The sequence below is a fragment of the Streptomyces netropsis genome, assembly GCF_014203545.1.
Classification (GTDB): Bacteria; Actinomycetota; Actinomycetes; order Streptomycetales; family Streptomycetaceae; genus Streptomyces; species Streptomyces netropsis.
The window spans coordinates 673682-690027 of the sequence record NZ_JACHJG010000001.1; the positions used below are offsets into that span (position 1 = coordinate 673682).

At 71.6% G+C, this 16346-nt stretch carries 11 protein-coding genes; 4 read left to right on the forward strand and 7 right to left on the reverse strand.

The annotated features are described in order from the left end of the window. The first annotated feature begins 147 nt into the window (after positions 1-147). Positions 148-1011, forward strand: a complete 864-nt coding sequence (locus tag FHS38_RS03070; protein WP_184730340.1) for an alpha/beta fold hydrolase — start codon at positions 148-150, stop codon at positions 1009-1011. A 7-nt stretch (positions 1012-1018) separates the two neighbouring features. Here FHS38_RS03070 and FHS38_RS03075 read toward each other — a convergent pair whose 3' ends face one another. Further along, positions 1019-1924 carry an NAD-dependent epimerase/dehydratase family protein gene (locus FHS38_RS03075; RefSeq protein WP_184730341.1) on the reverse strand — a complete coding sequence of 302 codons (906 nt, stop codon included), beginning with the start codon at positions 1922-1924 and terminating at the stop codon, positions 1019-1021. A 653-nt stretch (positions 1925-2577) separates the two neighbouring features. Between FHS38_RS03075 and glnA2 the strand changes: the two genes are divergently transcribed. Beyond that, a complete protein-coding gene (gene glnA2, locus FHS38_RS03080; protein ID WP_130877445.1) occupies positions 2578-3939 on the forward strand; it encodes a gamma-glutamylpolyamine synthetase GlnA2 in 1362 nt (453 codons plus the stop codon). A gap of 46 nt (positions 3940-3985) precedes the next feature. Beyond that, entirely contained in the window at positions 3986-7087 is a 3102-nt protein-coding gene (locus tag FHS38_RS03085; RefSeq protein WP_184730343.1) for a bifunctional [glutamine synthetase] adenylyltransferase/[glutamine synthetase]-adenylyl-L-tyrosine phosphorylase, read from the forward strand. 215 nt (positions 7088-7302) lie between these two features. Here the strand turns inward: FHS38_RS03085 and FHS38_RS03090 are convergent, their stop codons facing one another. The 6 genes from FHS38_RS03090 to FHS38_RS03115 all read right to left on the reverse strand — a co-directional run bounded on the left by FHS38_RS03090 (position 7303) and on the right by FHS38_RS03115 (position 14520). Continuing rightward, positions 7303-8151 (reverse strand): phosphatase PAP2 family protein, encoded by an 849-nt coding sequence (locus FHS38_RS03090; RefSeq protein ID WP_184730345.1) that lies wholly within the window; start codon positions 8149-8151, stop codon positions 7303-7305. A gap of 74 nt (positions 8152-8225) precedes the next feature. Then, the gene (locus FHS38_RS03095; protein WP_184730347.1) at positions 8226-9272 is read right to left on the reverse strand and encodes a LacI family DNA-binding transcriptional regulator; all 1047 of its coding nucleotides are present in this window, start codon (positions 9270-9272) and stop codon (positions 8226-8228) included. A gap of 25 nt (positions 9273-9297) precedes the next feature. Then, on the reverse strand, positions 9298-10932 hold the full coding sequence (locus tag FHS38_RS03100; protein WP_184730349.1) for a glycoside hydrolase family 13 protein: 1635 nt from the start codon (positions 10930-10932) through the stop codon (positions 9298-9300). 195 nt (positions 10933-11127) lie between these two features. Then, a complete protein-coding gene (locus FHS38_RS03105; protein ID WP_184730351.1) occupies positions 11128-12000 on the reverse strand; it encodes a sugar ABC transporter permease in 873 nt (290 codons plus the stop codon). After that, a complete protein-coding gene (locus FHS38_RS03110; protein WP_184730353.1) occupies positions 11997-12989 on the reverse strand; it encodes a carbohydrate ABC transporter permease in 993 nt (330 codons plus the stop codon). Before FHS38_RS03110 ends, FHS38_RS03105 begins: the two co-directional genes overlap by 4 nt. 226 nt (positions 12990-13215) lie before the next feature. After that, positions 13216-14520: an extracellular solute-binding protein gene (locus tag FHS38_RS03115; RefSeq protein WP_184730355.1), complete on the reverse strand. Its 1305-nt coding sequence runs from the start codon at positions 14518-14520 to the stop codon at positions 13216-13218. A 327-nt stretch (positions 14521-14847) separates the two neighbouring features. Between FHS38_RS03115 and FHS38_RS03120 the strand changes: the two genes are divergently transcribed. Then, positions 14848-16251, forward strand: coding sequence for an alpha-amylase (locus FHS38_RS03120; protein ID WP_184730356.1), 1404 nt, complete (start codon positions 14848-14850; stop codon positions 16249-16251). The last annotated feature ends 95 nt before the right edge of the window (positions 16252-16346 follow it).

The following is a 16346-nucleotide window of genomic DNA, read 5'->3' on the forward strand; positions in this document are numbered from 1 at the left end:
CTCGCCGCCGCAGGCGGCACAGACGGCCCGTAGCCGAGGAACCGCCGGTCAGGCCCAGGTACGGTCATCCCAGGTCGGGGATCCGCTCCGCGGCCGGCGCCGCGCACGTGCGGCGGCGTGTACGACGAACCTTCAGGGGGCGACGGGATGAAGCGGCCACCAGGGCGCATGCTGCGGGTCGACGGGGTGCCGCTGCACGTACTGCGCGAGGGCTCCGGTCCGGTGTGCGTGCTCAGCGCCGGGCTCGGCATGGGCTGGTTCGACTGGGAGCCCGTCGTGCCGCTGCTCACCGAGCACCGCACGGTCGTCCGTTTCGACCGGCCCGGGCTGGGGTTCAGCGCACCGGCCGTCGAGCCGCCCACCGCGGTGGGCGAGGCCGCCCGGATAGCGGGTGTCCTGGACGCGCTGGAGCTGCCCGGCCCGGCGACGGTCGTCGGCCACTCCCTCGCCGGGTTTCACGCCGAGGCCTTCGCCCGGCTGTACCCGGAGCGCACGGCCGGGGTCGTCCTGGTCGACGGCAGCGTGGAGGAGGACGTCCGGCCCATTCCGGCCCGTGACCTGCGCACCGCCGCCGCCCACGCGCGCGGCCTCGCCGTCGCCGCCACCGGACTGCCCCGCGCCCTGGGCCCCGCCCTGCGCCGCCTCGCCGTCCGTGTCTCCTCCGTCAAGCGCCACGACCCCACCCCGTCGGAACTGGTGCGCCGCACCTACGGCACCGGCCGGGTGGCGCGTGCCCTGCTGATGGAGAACGCCCGGTACTACGACGTGGCCGCCGAGCTGGACGAACTGCGGGCCCTGCATCCGCTGCCGCCCGTCCCGGTGACCGTCCTCGCGGCCTCCCCGGGCACCGGCTCCTGGCTGGAGCGCCGCTGGCTGGAGCGCCAGCGGGCCCTCGCGGACCGCCTCGACGCCCGCTTCGAGGCGGTCGCCCCGGCCGGCCACCTGGTGATGTTCGACCGGCCCCAGTCCATCGCGGCCGCCGTCCTCGCGATGCCGCCCGTACGGGCCTGAGGGGCCGCTACGGGGCGAGCGCCGTCCGCAGCCCCTCGGCCAGGGGTACGCACGGGCCGAACGGCAGACGGCCGACGGCGCTCGTCCACGCGGGGTGCGCGGCCTCGGCGACCTTTCCGGGGTTGAGCGCGGACGCGCCGCCGAGGGTGCGGGCCACCGTCAGCGCCAGCCTCAGGGGGATGTGGACGACCCGCGGCGGGCGTCTGCCGAGCACCTCGGCGGCGGTGGCCCCGATGTCGTCCCAGAGGTGTTCGACGCCGTCGCTGACGTGGTAAGTCGCGCCGGGCGCACCGGAGTCGGCGGCCGTGAGCAGCGCGCGGCACAGGTCATCGACGTGGAGGAGGGAGTAGTGGCGCGGGCCCGGCCGGCCGACGGCCGGGAGCAGCCCGGCACGTACGGCGGTGGCCAGGCGCGGCAGGAACTCGCGGTCGCCCGGCCCGTAGACGATCGGCGGGCGGACGACGACGGCGGGTGCCCGGTCGGCGCCCTCGCGCAGGGCGAGTTCACCGCCGAGCTTGCTGCGGCCGTAGGCGGAGACCGGGGCGGGTGGATCGTCCTCGTGGCGCCGCCGCCCGGGGCCGGCGGCGGCCAGCGACGAGCAGTAGACGAGCCGCGGCGGCTCCGGCCGGGCGGCGACGGCGGCGAGCAGCCGCTCGGTGCCGACGGTGTTGACCAGGGCGTAGAGGCGCGGGTCGGCGGCCTTGGTGACCCCGGCGAGATGGATGACGCGGTCGACGCCCCGCACGGCCGCCGCCAGTCCCTCACCGGTGACGAGGTCCCCGCGCACGGTCAGGGACCCGAAGACGCGTCCGTCGCGACGGACGAGGGCGGTGACGTGGTGGCCGCGCTCGACGAGGTGCCGGGCCAGATGCCTGCCGATGAAGCCGGTGGCCCCGGTGATCAGGTACCTCACCGCTCCTCACCCCGCCCGCCGGGCGCCCTGGTGGCGCCCGCCTGCCGCGGTGTGTCGTTGATGTCTGGCATGTCGGCCTTCGGCCTCCGTCGGCTGATGGGCGGGGTGAGGGCGGCTGGCCGGCGCCGGTCGTGTCCGGCCCCGGCTGCCGGGCCGGCGGCACGCAACGCGTCGTGGATCCCGGCGAGTTCCCCCGGGCCCGAGTCCGTGCGCCCACGCCGCATGGGACCTGGAGGATCCGCACCGGCAGCCTGCCCCGACCCGGCCGGCCGCAGCCTGCCCGGCGGGCCGTTTCACCCGCCCGTGGCGCTCGTGTCGCGTTTCCCCGCCCGGTTCTATAGGGTCGCGGCCCCGCCCGGGCGGCGGTCGCCGTACGTCACCGGCGATCACGGAACGTAGGGCTCGGAAGTGTGGGTCGACCAAGATCAGGGCGTGTCCCACAATGGAGACAAGTCGCACGTGCTCCGGGGTGCTCCACGAGTACCCGGGGCGCGGGCTGGCGGGCAGTATGGGGAGGGAGCGGTACACCCACGTGATGCGGGACGTTCAGACGCTTGTACGCAACGCAGTCGAAACCGTGTGGTGGGATGCTCATGTGCCCCCGCGCTCCGCGGCCTGGGAGCAGGGGGCCGAACCGGCGAGGATTGGTGGAAATGGATAAGCAGCAGGAGTTCGTGCTCCGCACCCTCGAAGAGCGCGACATCCGCTTCGTGCGGCTGTGGTTCACCGATGTGCTCGGCTATCTGAAGTCGGTGGCCGTGGCACCCGCCGAGCTGGAGCAGGCCTTCGACGAGGGCATCGGCTTCGACGGATCGGCCATCGAGGGCTTCGCCCGGGTGTACGAATCAGACATGATCGCCAAGCCGGATCCGGGCACCTTCCAGATCCTGCCCTGGCGCGCCGAGGCCCCGGGCACCGCCCGGATGTTCTGCGACATCCTCATGCCGGACGGCTCGCCCTCCTACGCCGACCCGCGCTACGTCCTCAAGCGCATCCTCGCCAAGACCTCCGACCTCGGCTTCACCTTCTACACCCACCCCGAGATCGAGTTCTTCCTGCTCAAGGACAAGCCGGTCGACGGCACCCGCCCGGTGCCCGCCGACTCCTCCGGCTACTTCGACCACACCCCGCAGAACGTGGGCATGGACTTCCGCCGCCAGGCCATCACCATGCTCGAATCGATGGGCATCTCGGTCGAGTTCAGCCACCACGAGGGCGCCCCCGGCCAGCAGGAGATCGACCTGCGCTACGCCGACGCGCTCTCCACCGCCGACAACATCATGACGTTCCGCCTCGTCATGAAGCAGGTCGCGCTGGAGCAGGGCGTGCAGGCCACGTTCATGCCCAAGCCGTTCTCCGAGTACCCCGGCTCCGGCATGCACACCCACCTCTCCCTCTTCGAGGGCGACCGGAACGCGTTCTACGAGTCCGGCTCGGAGTACCAGCTCTCCAAGGTCGGCCGGTCCTTCATCGCCGGACTGCTGCGGCACGCCGCCGAGATCTCCGCCGTCACCAACCAGTGGGTGAACTCCTACAAGCGCATCTGGGGCGGCTCCAGCCGCACCGCGGGCTCCGGCGGCGAGGCCCCCTCGTACATCTGCTGGGGCCACAACAACCGCTCGGCGCTGATCCGCGTCCCGATGTACAAGCCGGGCAAGACCGGATCGGCCCGCGTCGAGGTCCGCTCCATCGACTCCGGCGCCAACCCGTACCTGACCTACGCCGTGCTGCTGGCCGCCGGTCTCAAGGGCGTCGAGGAGGGGTACGAACTCCCCGCCGGTGCCGACGACGACGTCTGGGCGCTGTCCGACGCCGAGCGCCGCGCCATGGGCATCGAGCCGCTGCCGCAGAACCTCGGCGAGGCCATCGAGCTCATGGAGCGCAGCGAGCTGGTGGCCGAGACCCTCGGCGAGCACGTCTTCGACTTCTTCCTGCGCAACAAGAAGCAGGAGTGGGAGGAGTACCGCTCCGAGGTCACCGCCTTCGAGCTGCGGAAGATGCTGCCGGTGCTGTAGGCACCGGTTCGGGGTTCGGCGGGGCGAGCGGACGAGAGGGTTGTCGATGACGGTGCCGCAAGGGCGTCGCAGCAGCGCGTACACCCGGCTGCTGAAGTACGGCTTCACCGACGCGTCCGCCGCCGAGCGATTGCTCGACGCCCCCGAGCTGGCCGCCGTCCGGGACGACACTGCTCTCCTCGACGCGCTCGGGGCCACCGCCGACCCCGATCTCGCGCTGCACGGGCTGGTCCGGCTCGTGGAGGCGCTCCAGGCGCGGGACCCCGGCCGGCGGCAGGCGTTCCTGGACACCCTCGTCTCCGCCAAACCGCTGCGCGACCGGCTGCTGGGCGTGCTCGGGGCGTCCGAGGCGCTCGGCGACCACCTCGTGCGGCACCCCGACGACTGGCACGCGCTCGTCACCTACGAGGCGGCCGACCTGCACCCCACGACACCGGAGTTCGAGAAGGCCCTCGCCGAAGGGGTGCGCGGCGAGCGCGGCGCCGGGCTCGCGCCCGCCGACGCGCTGCGCGCCGCCTACCGCCGCGCCCTGCTGGCCATCGCCGCCCGGGACGTCTGCGGCACCATCGACGTCGCCCAGACCGCCGCCGAACTCGCCGACCTGGCCACCGCCACGCTGCGCGCCGCCCTCGACATCGCCGCGCGGGAGCAGCCGGCCGACGCCGCGGCCTGCCGGCTCGCCGTCATCGGCATGGGCAAGTGCGGCGGCCAGGAGCTGAACTACGTCTCCGACGTGGACGTCATCTTCGTGGCCGAGGCCAGGAGCGGCACCGCAGAGGGCGCGGCGGTGCAGGCCGCGACCCGGCTCGCCTCCCGGATGATGCGGGTCTGCTCCGACGTCACCCCCGAGGGCACCATCTGGCCCGTCGACGCCAACCTCCGCCCCGAGGGGCGCAACGGCCCCCTCGTGCGGACCCTCTCCAGCCACCTCGCCTACTACCAACGCTGGGCCAAGACCTGGGAGTTCCAGGCCCTGCTCAAGGCCCGCCCGGTGGCCGGCGACCTCCAGCTGGGCCAGGAGTACGTGGACGCCGTCGCGCCCCTGGTGTGGCAGGCCGCCGAGCGGGAGAACTTCGTCGCCGACGTGCAGCAGATGCGCCGCCGCGTCGTCGCGAGCATTCCCGCCACCCAGGTCGACCGTGAGCTGAAGCTCGGCCCCGGCGGGCTGCGCGACGTCGAATTCGCCGTCCAGCTCCTGCAGTTGGTGCACGGCCGCAGTGACGCGACCCTGCGCGGCGGCAGCACCCTCGGCGCGCTGGCCGCGCTCGCCGCCGGCGGCTACGTGGGCCGGGCGGACGCCGCCTCGCTCGACGCCGCGTACCGCTTCCTGCGCACCATGGAACACCGCATCCAGCTCTACCGGCTGCGCCGCACCCACCTCGTCCCCGAGGAGGAGCCCGATCTGCGCCGGCTCGGCCGCTCCCTGGCCCGCACGTTCCGGTGGGCGAGCGGCAAGGAGCCCGTCGACGAACTGGGCAAGGAGTGGAAGCGGCACGCCCGCGAGGTGCGGCGGCTGCACGAGAAGCTCTTCTACCGGCCCCTGCTGGACGCCGTCGCCCAACTGGAGCCCGGCGAGATCCGGCTCAGCCCCAAGGAGGCCGGCCACCGCCTGGAGGCCCTCGGCTACGCCGACCCGGCCGCCGCGCTGCGCCACCTGGAGGCCCTGGCCTCCGGCGTCACCCGCAAGGCCGCCATCCAGCGCCATCTGCTGCCCGTGCTCCTCGGCTGGTTCGCGGACTCCGCCGACCCCGACGCCGGACTGCTCAACTTCCACAAGGTCTCCGACGCGCTCGGCAAGACCCCCTGGTACCTGCGGCTGCTGCGCGACGAGGGCGCGGCCGCGGAGAACCTCGCCCGGGTGCTGTCCGCCGGGCGGCTCGCCCCCGACCTGCTGCTGCGCGCCCCCGAGGCGGTCGCCCTGCTCGGCGACCCCGAGGGGCTGCGCCCGCGCGGCCGGGAGCCGCTGGAGCAGGAGGTGCTGGCCGCCGTGGGCCGTGCCGAGGACGCGGAGGCGGCGATCGTCGCGGTGCGCGGTGTCCGGCGCCGCGAGCTGTTCCGCACCGCCGCCGCCGACATCATCGGCGCGTACGGCGGCGCCGGCCCCGACTCCGGGGCACACGCCGCCGAGGAGCACGGCTTCCGGGCGTACCGGGCGGGCGAGGCGGTGGGCGCCGGTCCGCGCGCGGCCGTCGACACCGTCGGCAAGGCCGTCTCCGACCTCAACGCCGCCACCATCGCCGGCGCGCTGCGCGCCGCCGTCCGCGCCGAGTGGGGGGACACCCTCCCCACCCGCTTCGCCGTCATCGGCATGGGCCGCTTCGGCGGGCGCGAACAGGGCTACGGCTCGGACGCCGACGTGCTGTTCGTGCACGAGCCACGGGACGGCGTCAGCGACGAGGAGGCCGCCAAGGCCGCCCACGCCGTCGCCACCGAGATGCGGCGCCTGCTGCAACTGCCGACCGCCGACCCGCCGCTCCTCGTCGACGCCGATCTGCGGCCCGAGGGCAAGGCCGGTCCCATGGTGCGCAGCCTCGCCTCGTACGCCGCCTACTACCGCCGCTGGTCGCGGGTGTGGGAGAGCCAGGCGCTGCTGCGCGCCGAGCCGGTGGCGGGCGACGTGGAACTGGGGGCGCGGTTCGTCGATCTGATCGCCCCGCTGCGCTACCCCGCCGAGGGGCTGGGCGAGGACGCGGTGCGCGAGATCCGCCGGCTCAAGGCCCGTATGGAGACCGAGCGGCTGCCGCGCGGCGCGGACCCGACCACGCACGCGAAGCTGGGCCGGGGCGGGCTGTCGGACGTGGAGTGGACGGTGCAGTTGCTGCAGATGCAGCACGGCTGGGCGGAGCCGGGGCTGCGCACGACGCGCACCCGCGAGGCACTCGCGGCGGCCTGCGCGGCGGAGCTGCTGGCCACGGAGGACGCCCGCATCCTGGACGAGGCGTGGGTGCTGGCGACCAGCGTCCGCAACGCCGTCATGCTGGTCCGGGGCCGGCCCGGCGACACCTTCCCCGGCGACCCCCGCGAGCTGGGCGCCGTGGGCCGCTACCTCGGCTACGAGCCGGGGCACGTGGGGGAGATGCTGGACGACTACCGCCGCACGACGCGACGGGCCAGGGCCGTGGTCGAGGAGCTGTTCTACGGGGCGTAGGGCCTGGCCGGCCGGTCTTGGCGGGCAGGCGTCGGCCTCTGCGTGCCGTGGCGTGCGCACCACCGCTGCGCGGCGGTGTCCTCGAACGCCGGACGGGCTGCATTGGCTGAGCCCAGCCGAAACCAGCCTGTCCGGCGCTTGAGGACGCGCCCGCAGGGCGCTCGCCGCCGCAGGCGGCAACGACGGCCCGCAGCCGAAGATCCGTCGGACGACCCCTAGCGCCGCGTAGACGCCGCCACATGACGGGCCAGCCGGTGCGGGAACGCCCGGTACCAAGCGTAGGACAGGCCGAAGCCGAAGGCGAGGCAGAGCAGACCGCCCACCGCGTCCAGCCAGAAGTGGTTGGCGGTCGACACGATGACGACCAGCGTCGCGACCGGGTACAGCAGGCCCAGCACCCGCACCCAGACCACCCGCGCCAGCAGGGCGATGGTGATGCCGCACCACGTGGACCAGCCGATGTGCATCGACGGCATCGCCGCGTACTGGTTGGACATGTCGGCCAGATTGCCCGAGGCCATCGAGCCCCAGGTGTGGTGCACCACGACCGTGTCGATGAAGTCGCCGCCGCTCATCAGCCGTGGCGGAGCGAGCGGGTACAGGTAGTAACCGAGCAGGGCCACACCGGTGGTGGCGAACAGAATCAGACGCGCGGCCGCGTACCGCCCGGGATGCCAGCGGTACAGCCACACCAGCACGCCGATCGTCAGGACGAAGTGCAGCGTGGCGTAGTAGTAGTTCATGCCCACGATCAGCCACGTCACCGAATTCACGGCGTGGTTGACGGTCTGCTCGACCGCGATGTGCAGGGACCGCTCGGCCTGCCAGATCCAGTCGGCGTTGCGCAGGGCGGCGGCCCGCTGCTCCGGTACCGCGTTGCGGACAAGGGAGTACGTCCAGTAGCTCACCGCGATCAGCAGGACCTCGAACCAGAGCCGTGGCCGTCGCGGTGAGCGCAGACCCGCCAGGACGCGTCGGTCCCGGGACGGCCGCTCCACGCTCTCCTCGGTGGGTGGCAGGGGGGCCGTCCGGCCTTCCGCGGTCCTTACTGTCGCTTCACCCATAGGGAAACAGTCTGCCAGAAAGCCGTCGAGGGCAGATCATCCCCAAGTCTCGTCTTCGCGGCTTTGCGTACGATTCAGGACGTCGTGGTGGTGGCAGTCCGACGAGGCCCTGGCACAGAAGCCGTTGAACCCCGAACCACCAGTTCGGGAAGGAAGACGAACTCGCTGTGCGGGGCCGGGGTGCCGCCGATCTCCTCCAGCAGCGCCCGCACGGCCGCCTGGCCCATCGACTGGACCGGCTGCCGGATCGTGGTCAGCGGCGGGTCCGTGAAGGCGATGAGCGGCGAATCGTCGAAACCCACCACCGAGACGTCGCGCGGCACCTCCAGCCCGTGCTGCCGGGCCGCCCGCACCACGCCCAGCGCCATCATGTCGCTCGCGCACACCACGGCCGTGCAGCCGCGGTCGATGAGGGCCGCGGCGGCCGCCTGGCCGCCCTCCAGGGAGAACAGCGAGTGCTCCACCAGCTGCTCGGCCTCGGCCTCCGCCACCCCGAGCTGCTCGCGCATGCTCAGCAGGAACCCCTCGATCTTCCGCTGTACCGGCACGTAGCGCTTGGGCCCCAGCGCGAGACCGATGCGCCGGTGGCCCAGTGCGGCCAAATGGGTGACGGCGAGCTTGACGGCCGCGCGGTCGTCGGGGGAGACGAACGGCGCCCGCACCTTCGAGGAGAAGCCGTTGATCAGCACGAACGGCACGCCCTGGCCGCGCAGCCGCTCGTAGCGCTGCATGTCGGCGGAGGTGTCGGCGTGCAGCCCGGAGACGAAGATGATGCCCGCCACCCCCCGGTCGACGAGCATCTCCGTCAGCTCGTCCTCCGTCGAGCCGCCCGGGGTCTGCGTCGCCAGCACGGGGGTGTACCCCTGGCGGGTCAGGGCCTGCCCGATGACCTGCGCGAAAGCCGGGAATATCGGGTTGTCCAGCTCGGGGGTGATCAGACCGACCAGCCCCTCGCTGCGCTGCCGCAGCCGCACGGGCCGCTCGTAGCCCAGCACGTCGAGCGCGGCCAGCACGGACTGGCGGGTGGAAGCGGCGACCCCAGGCTTTCCATTGAGGACGCGGCTGACGGTTGCTTCGCTGACACCCGCCTGGGTCGCGATATCGGCTAGCCGGGCGGTCACAGGACTGGACCTTACCCGTCGCATCTCAGACTGCCCACCAGACGCATGAGTCGGCGGGGACCCGCACCGTGCCCCCGGTGAACTCGAGGGCGGCGGTGGCGAGCACCGGGCGGCCCGGTACGGGCAGTTCGGCCTCGGCCTCGCCCGTGTTGAGCGTGCACACGAAACCCGGGCGGGAGAACGCCAGCACCCCCTCGGGCGCCTCCAGCCAGGTCATCTCCCCGTCCCCGAGCCCCGGCAGCTCATGGCGGAGCGCCAGCGCCGAGCGGTAGAGCTCCAGCGTCGAGCGCGGGTCGCCCGACTGCGCCTCGGCCGACAGCCCCCGCCACTCGGCGGGCTGCGGCAGCCAGCTGCCGCCCGGCCCGAAGCCGTACGGCGCCTCCTCGCCCGACCACGGGAGCGGCACCCGGCAGCCGTCGCGGGTGCCGTCCTGGCCGTCCCCGCGGAAGAAGGCCGGGTCCTGGCGCACCTCGTCCGGCAGTTCCACGACCTCCGGCAGCCCCAGCTCCTCGCCCTGGTAGACATAGGCGGAGCCGGGCAGCGCCAGCATCAGCAGCGCCGCGGCCCGGGCCCGATTGAGGCCCCGCTCGCCACCGCCGTAGCGGGTGGTGTGCCGCACCACGTCGTGGTTGGACAGCACCCAGGTCGTGGGCGCCCCGACGGAGCAGGTGGCGGCCAGCGACTCGTCGATGACGGTCCGCATCGCCCCGGCGCCCCACGCGCAGGTCAGGAACTGGAAGTTGAACGCCTGGTGCAGTTCGTCCGGGCGTACGTACAGCGCGAGCCGCTCCGAGGTCGGCGCCCAGGCCTCGGCCACCCCGATCCGCTCGCCCTCGTAGGAGTCCAGCAGCCGCCGCCAGGAGCGGTGGATCTCGTGCACCCCGTCCTGGTCGAAGAACGGCAGCACCTGCGCGCCGATCAGCTTCGCCTGCTCCTTGCGGCCGATGTCCGGCAGCCCCGGCGCCTTGACCATGCCGTGCGCCACATCGATCCGGAATCCGTCCACGCCCAGGTCCAGCCAGAACCGCAGGACCGAGTCGAACTCCTCGCGGACCTCCGGATTGTCCCAGTTCAGGTCCGGCTGCTCGGGCGCGAAGAGATGCAGGTACCACTCGCCCGGGGTGCCGTCGGGACCCACCGTCCGCGTCCACGCCGGACCGCCGAAGACCGACTCCCAGTCGTTGGGCGGCAGCTCGCCGGCCGCGCCCTTGCCCGGCCGGAAGTGATAGCGCTCGCGGGCCGTCCCCCCGGCCCGGTCCGCGAGCGCCGCCTGGAACCACACGTGCCGGTCGGAGGTGTGGTTGGGAACGATGTCCACGATGACGCGCAGCCCCAGCCGGTGGGCCTCGCGGACCAGGTCGTCGGCGTCCGAAAGATCCCCGAACAGCGGGTCCACGGCACGGTAGTCCGCGACGTCGTAGCCGCCGTCCGCCTGCGGCGAGGCGTAGAACGGCGTCAGCCACACGGCGTCCACGCCCAGCGAGGCCAGGTGCGGCAGGCGCTCGCGGATCCCGCGCAGATCACCGATGCCGTCGCCGTCACTGTCGGCGAACGAGCGCACGTACACCTGGTAGATGACGGCGCTGCGCCACCACCCCTCCGGCCGGCGGGCGGCGGGGGCGGCGGCGTCGCGGACGGAGGGCGCGAGGTCCTGGGTCATGTACTTCCCTATCGGGTGGGCCCAACCAACGGGGCTGCGATGCGTAAGGCGATGCGTGACGATGCGTAAGAGCTGTGCGGGGAACGGTGCGTAGGAGCCGCGCGTACGTACGCGAGCGAGTCGGCGAGCAGGGGGTACGAGCGAAAGTGGTACGAACTGCTCAACGCGCGGTCACGCGACCGGTGACGGATGGAATCAGCCCTTGGTGCCGCCCGCGGTCAGTCCGGCGACCAGGTGCTTCTGCGCGAGGAAGAAGACCAGCCCGGCGGGCACGGTGATCAGCACCGCGGCGGCCGTCATCAGGCCCCACTCGGCCTTCTGCTGGCCGACGAAGGTCTGCAGGCCCACCGCGAGCGTGTAGTGCTTCTCGCTGCTCATGAACTGGGTCGCGAAGGCCACTTCGCCCCAGGCGGTGATGAAGGAGTAGAAGCCGGTGACGGCCAGGCCCGGCCGGGCGAGCGGCAGGATCAGCCGCCAGAACGTGCCGAACGGGCTCAGCCCGTCGACCCGGCCCGCCTCGTCGATCTCGGCCGGAATGGTGTCGAAGTACCCCTTGAGCATCCACGCGCAGAACGGCACCGAGATCGAGCAGTACGTCAGGATCAAGCCGGTGTAGGAGTCGAGCAGTTCCAGCCGGCCGAGAATGTTGTAGAGCGGCACGATCAGCACCGCCATCGGGAACATCTGGACGACCAGGAAGGTCCACATCAGCGGCCGGTGGCCGGGGAAGCGCATCCGGGAGACGGCGTAGCCCGCGGTCGCGGCGACGAGCACACCGAGCACGGTCGCCCCGAGCGCGATGATCACGGAGTTGCCGAACCAGGTCAGGAACTCGGTGTTGTTCAGGATGTGCGTGTAGTTGGAGAGTTCGAAGCCGACGAACTTCGTGGGCTCCTGCCAGCCGTCGCGCCCGCGCAGGGACACGAAGACGACGAACAGGACGGGGAAGACCGAGACCAGGGACGCGACGATCAAAGCCGTGTGCAGGGCGACGGAGACACCGCGGGAACGCTCACCGCGCGGGCGGGACTTCGCGGGGCCGGTGGTGCCGGGACTCATCGCACTCATCGCACAGACTCCTGTCGGGAAAGCATCCGGCGGTAGAAGACGGCGAAGACCAGCAGCAGCGAGAGGATGAGGATTCCGTACGTCGCCGAACCCGCGTAGTCGCGCACGCCCTGGAAGGCGAGCCGGTAGGAGTAGGTCACGAGGATCTCGCTCTCCGAGCTCGCACCCTGCCCGATCAGCAGGTAGATCACCTGGAACATGTTGAACGTCCAGATGACGCCGAGCAGGATCACGGTGCCGCTCACCGGCCGCAGCCCGGGCAGCGTCACATGACGGAACCGCTGCCAGGGCGTCGCGCCGTCCATCTCCGCGGCCTCGTGCAGCTCGGCGGGTATCGACTGCAGACCGCCCAGGATCGCCACCATCATGAACGGCACGCCCAGCCACACGTTGACCGCGACGGCCGACAGCTTCTGCAGCGTCTCGTCACCGAGCCAGTCGACCGGCCCCGCTCCCAGCTTGGCGAGAAATGCGTTGAGGACGCCGTACTTCTCGTTGAAGATCAGCCGCCAGGAGAACGTGGCGACGAACGCGGGCACCGCCCACGGCAGGATCAGCAGCACCCGGTACAGCGAGCGGAACCGCATCCGGCGGTTGAGCAGCAGTGCCAGCCCCAGGCCGATCGTGTAGTGGAGGAAGACACAGGACGCGGTCCATACGACGGTCCAGGTGAGCCGGGAGTAGAAGTGGCCCTCCTGGCCGGAGAGCACCTTCCAGTAGTTGTCCAGGCCGACGAACTCGTACGTCGAGGGAATGTGGTTGACGCCGATCGTCCGGCCGATGTTGGCCTCGTTGGCGTCGGTGAAGGACAGATAGATGCCCCGGCCCAGCGGATAGCCGACCAGCACGGTCAGGACCACGACCACCGGCAGCACCATCGCCCAGGCGTACCAGTGGGTGTCGAACGAGCGCCTGGCCCGGGTGAGCAGGCCGGGTCGGCGCACCTGTCCCTCGGGCGGGCTTCCGGTCTCGGAAACGGCTGTGGTCATGGCTCGGCGGCTTTCCTCGGGGGAGAAGACGGGGTGGGGGCGGGAGCAGGGGGGCAACGCGACCGGCCCGGCGGTGTCCTCAAGCGCCCGGACGGGCTGGTTCGGCTGGGTTCAGCCAATGCAGCCCGTCCGGCGTTTGAGGACGCGCCCGCAGGGCGCTCGCCGCCGCAGGCGGCAACGACGGCCCGCAGCCGAAGGTCCGCCGGTCAGGCGAGAGGCGGGCCGGCTACTCCTGGATCGCGTAGTCCTTCAGGAGCGCGGACTTCCAGGCCTTGGCCGTGGCGTCCAGACCCGCCTCGGGGTCCTCCTTGAGGGTCAGGATCTTGGTGTAGTGCTGGAGCCAGTCGGTGAACAGGTCGCCGCCCTGGGGGATCGCGGGCCGCGGGTGGGCCTTGTCCAGCGCCCGGTAGTAGGCGTCGCGCACCGGGTCCGACAGCACGGCCTTGGTGTAGGCGGACTTACGGGTCGGCAGCACACCGATGGTCGTCGAGGCCGTCTCCTGCTGGGTCGCCTCGGTCATGAACTTGGTGAAGAGGTACGAGGCGTCGAAGTTCTTCGTGCCGGCGTAGACGACGAGGTTGTGCCCGCCGACCGGGGCGCCCGCCGTGCCGGTGGAACCGGCCGGGACGGCCGCGATGCCCAGGTTGTCCTTCGCCTTGTACGCCTCGCCGCCGAAGATCTCCTTGGTCGCCCAGGGACCGTCGATCAGCATGGCGAGCTTGCCGTTCTTGAAGTCCGTCTTGAGGTTGTTGTACCCGTCGGTACCGGCCGGCTTGGGCGCGGCACCGGACTTGACGAGGTCGACGGCGGTCTCGATGCCCTTGCGGGAGGCGGCGTCGGAGATGGTGATCTTCTTCTTGCCGACGTCGACCATGTCGCTGTTCTCGCCGTAGAGGAAGGGCAGCGAGTAGTAGCTGTCGGGGTTGAGGCCGATGCCGGCCGTGCCCGTCTTGTCCTTGATCTTCTCCGCGGCCTCCTTGACCTCCTTCCAGTTCGTCGGCGGCTTGTCGACGCCGGCCTTCCGGAAGAGCTCCTTGTTGTAGAGCAGCCCGAGGGTGTCGGTGACCTGCGGAACGCCGTACGTCTTGCCCTGGTACGCGGCGTTCTTCAGCGGCCCCTCGAGGAAGTCGTCGGTCTTGTCGAGGGCGGGCGTGCCCGTCAGGTCCTTGAGGTAGCCGAGCTGGGCGAAGCCCGCGGTCCAGCCCACGTCGGAGCGGAGCACATCGGGCGCGCCCTGGTTCGAGGAGGCGGCCGTCTTGAACTTCTGCTGTGCCTGGTCGAAGGGCACGTTGACGTAATTGACCTTGATCTTCGGGTACTTCTTCTCGAAGTCCGCGACCAGCTTCTTGAACGTCGGCGCCTCGTTGGTGGCGTCCGAGGTGTCCCACCAGGTGATGGTGCCGCTCACGCTGCTCGGATCGCTCGCCGCCTTGGAGCCGTCACCGGCGCCACCGTCGCTGTCACCGCCGCACGCGGTCGCGGTGAGGGCCAGCACGCCGACGAGGGCGGCGACCGATATGCCTCTTCGCATATGGGATCTCCTCTTCAAGGAGGCCGACCTGTCGCGGGCGGCCCGAGCTGAGGAGGAAGCTAACAGGCTGCAATCTCTTGCGAAAGACCTTGCAAGAAGGAAACGGTGAGATTTCCGGGTCGTAACCTGACTGTGTCCAAAGGCTTGACCAGCGACAGGGCGCCTCGTACGGTCCAGTGCGCGGCAAGTGACCGCTGTCGTGCGGGCGGCCTTGCAGCAAGAACCGCAAGAACCTTCATGGGCCTTACGGGCACGGCGCGTTGCCCTCGGAGGCCGTGTCCCGCTGGTTTCCCCCCGCCTTGTGCTCCTCACCCCCCAGGAGAACCCATGGCCCCCACCGCCATGTCCACATCCCCTCGAAGAGCCCTCTCCGCCGCCCTCGCCCTCGTCGCGAGCGCCCTGTTCTGCGCCCCGCCGGCCCGGGCGAGCGCACCCGGAGACCCGGCCGAAGGACCCGCGACGGCCGTCCTCTTCGAGTGGAGATACGACTCGGTCGCCAAGGAGTGCGCGGACACCCTCGGCCCCGCCGGCTACGGCTACGTCCAGGTCTCCCCGCCCCAGGAACACATCCAGGGCCCCCAGTGGTGGACCTCCTACCAGCCCGTCGGCTACCGGATCGCCGGCCGCCTCGGCGACCGCGCGTCCTTCGCCCGCATGGTCGGCGCCTGCCACACGGCCGGCGTCAAGGTCGTCGTCGACGCCGTCGTCAACCACATGGCCGCAGGCTCCGGCACCGGCACCGGCGGCTCGTCGTATACGAAGTACGACTACCCCGGCGTCTACCAGCGCCAGGACATGGACGACTGCACCTCGGTCGTCACGGACTACCGCGACCGCGGCAACGTCCAGCGCTGCGAACTGGTCGGCCTCGCGGACCTCGACACCGGCGAGGAGCACGTACGGGACCGTATCGCCCGCTACCTCGACGACCTGCTGTCCCTCGGCGTCGACGGCTTCCGCATCGACGCCGCCAAGCACATCGCCGTGGAGGATCTCGCCGCGATCAAGGGCAAGTTGAGCAGACCCGGCGTGTACTGGAAGCAGGAGACCATCTTCGGCGCGGGGGAGGCCGTCCGGCCCGACGAATACCTCGGCAACGGCGACGTCCAGGAGTTCCGCTACGCCCGCGACCTCAAACGGGTCTTCCAGAGCGAGCGGCTCGCCTACCTCAAGAACTACGGCGAGGGCTGGGGCTACCTCCCCGCCGGCAAGGCATCCGTCTTCGTCGACAACCACGACACCGAGCGCGGCGGCGACACCCTCAGCTACAAGGACGGCGCCGACTACACCCTCGCCAACGTCTTCATGCTCGCCTGGCCCTACGGCTCACCGGACGTCCACTCCGGCTACGAATTCACCGACCGCGACGCGGGCCCGCCGAACGGGGGCAACGTCGGTGCGTGCTGGCGGGACGGCTGGAAGTGCCAGCACAAGTGGCCGGAGATCAAGAGCATGGTGGGCTTCCGCAACGCGGTGCGGGGCACGGCGGTGACCAACTGGTGGGACAACGGCTCCCAGGCCATCGCCTTCGGGCGGGGGAGCAAGGGGTTCGTCGCCATCAACCACGAGACGTCCGCGCTGAGCCGCGCTTTCCAGACGTCGCTGCCGGGGGGTGAGTACTGCGACGTGCAGAGCGGACGCGGTGTCCGTGTCGGGGACGACGGGCGCTTCACGGCGACGCTGGCCCCGAACACGGCACTGGCTCTGTACCCCCGTGGATCCTGCCCCTGACCCGCCGCCTCCCGTACCGGGGCTCCGCCCCGAACCCCGGTCCTCAATCGCCGGACGGGCTGCTGTGCCTTGTCCTCAATCGCCGGACGGGCTGA

Coding starts and splice junctions, on each gene's coding strand:
- FHS38_RS03105 (WP_184730351.1), bottom strand. CDS start 12,000: ATGAGTGCGATGAGTCCCGGCACCACCGGCCCCGCGAAGTCCCGCCCG.
- glnA2 (WP_130877445.1), top strand. CDS start 2,578: ATGGATAAGCAGCAGGAGTTCGTGCTCCGCACCCTCGAAGAGCGCGAC.
- FHS38_RS03100 (WP_184730349.1), bottom strand. CDS start 10,932: ATGACCCAGGACCTCGCGCCCTCCGTCCGCGACGCCGCCGCCCCCGCC.
- FHS38_RS03085 (WP_184730343.1), top strand. CDS start 3,986: ATGACGGTGCCGCAAGGGCGTCGCAGCAGCGCGTACACCCGGCTGCTG.
- FHS38_RS03120 (WP_184730356.1), top strand. CDS start 14,848: ATGGCCCCCACCGCCATGTCCACATCCCCTCGAAGAGCCCTCTCCGCC.
- FHS38_RS03115 (WP_184730355.1), bottom strand. CDS start 14,520: ATGCGAAGAGGCATATCGGTCGCCGCCCTCGTCGGCGTGCTGGCCCTC.
- FHS38_RS03110 (WP_184730353.1), bottom strand. CDS start 12,989: ATGACCACAGCCGTTTCCGAGACCGGAAGCCCGCCCGAGGGACAGGTG.
- FHS38_RS03090 (WP_184730345.1), bottom strand. CDS start 8,151: ATGGGTGAAGCGACAGTAAGGACCGCGGAAGGCCGGACGGCCCCCCTG.
- FHS38_RS03070 (WP_184730340.1), top strand. CDS start 148: ATGAAGCGGCCACCAGGGCGCATGCTGCGGGTCGACGGGGTGCCGCTG.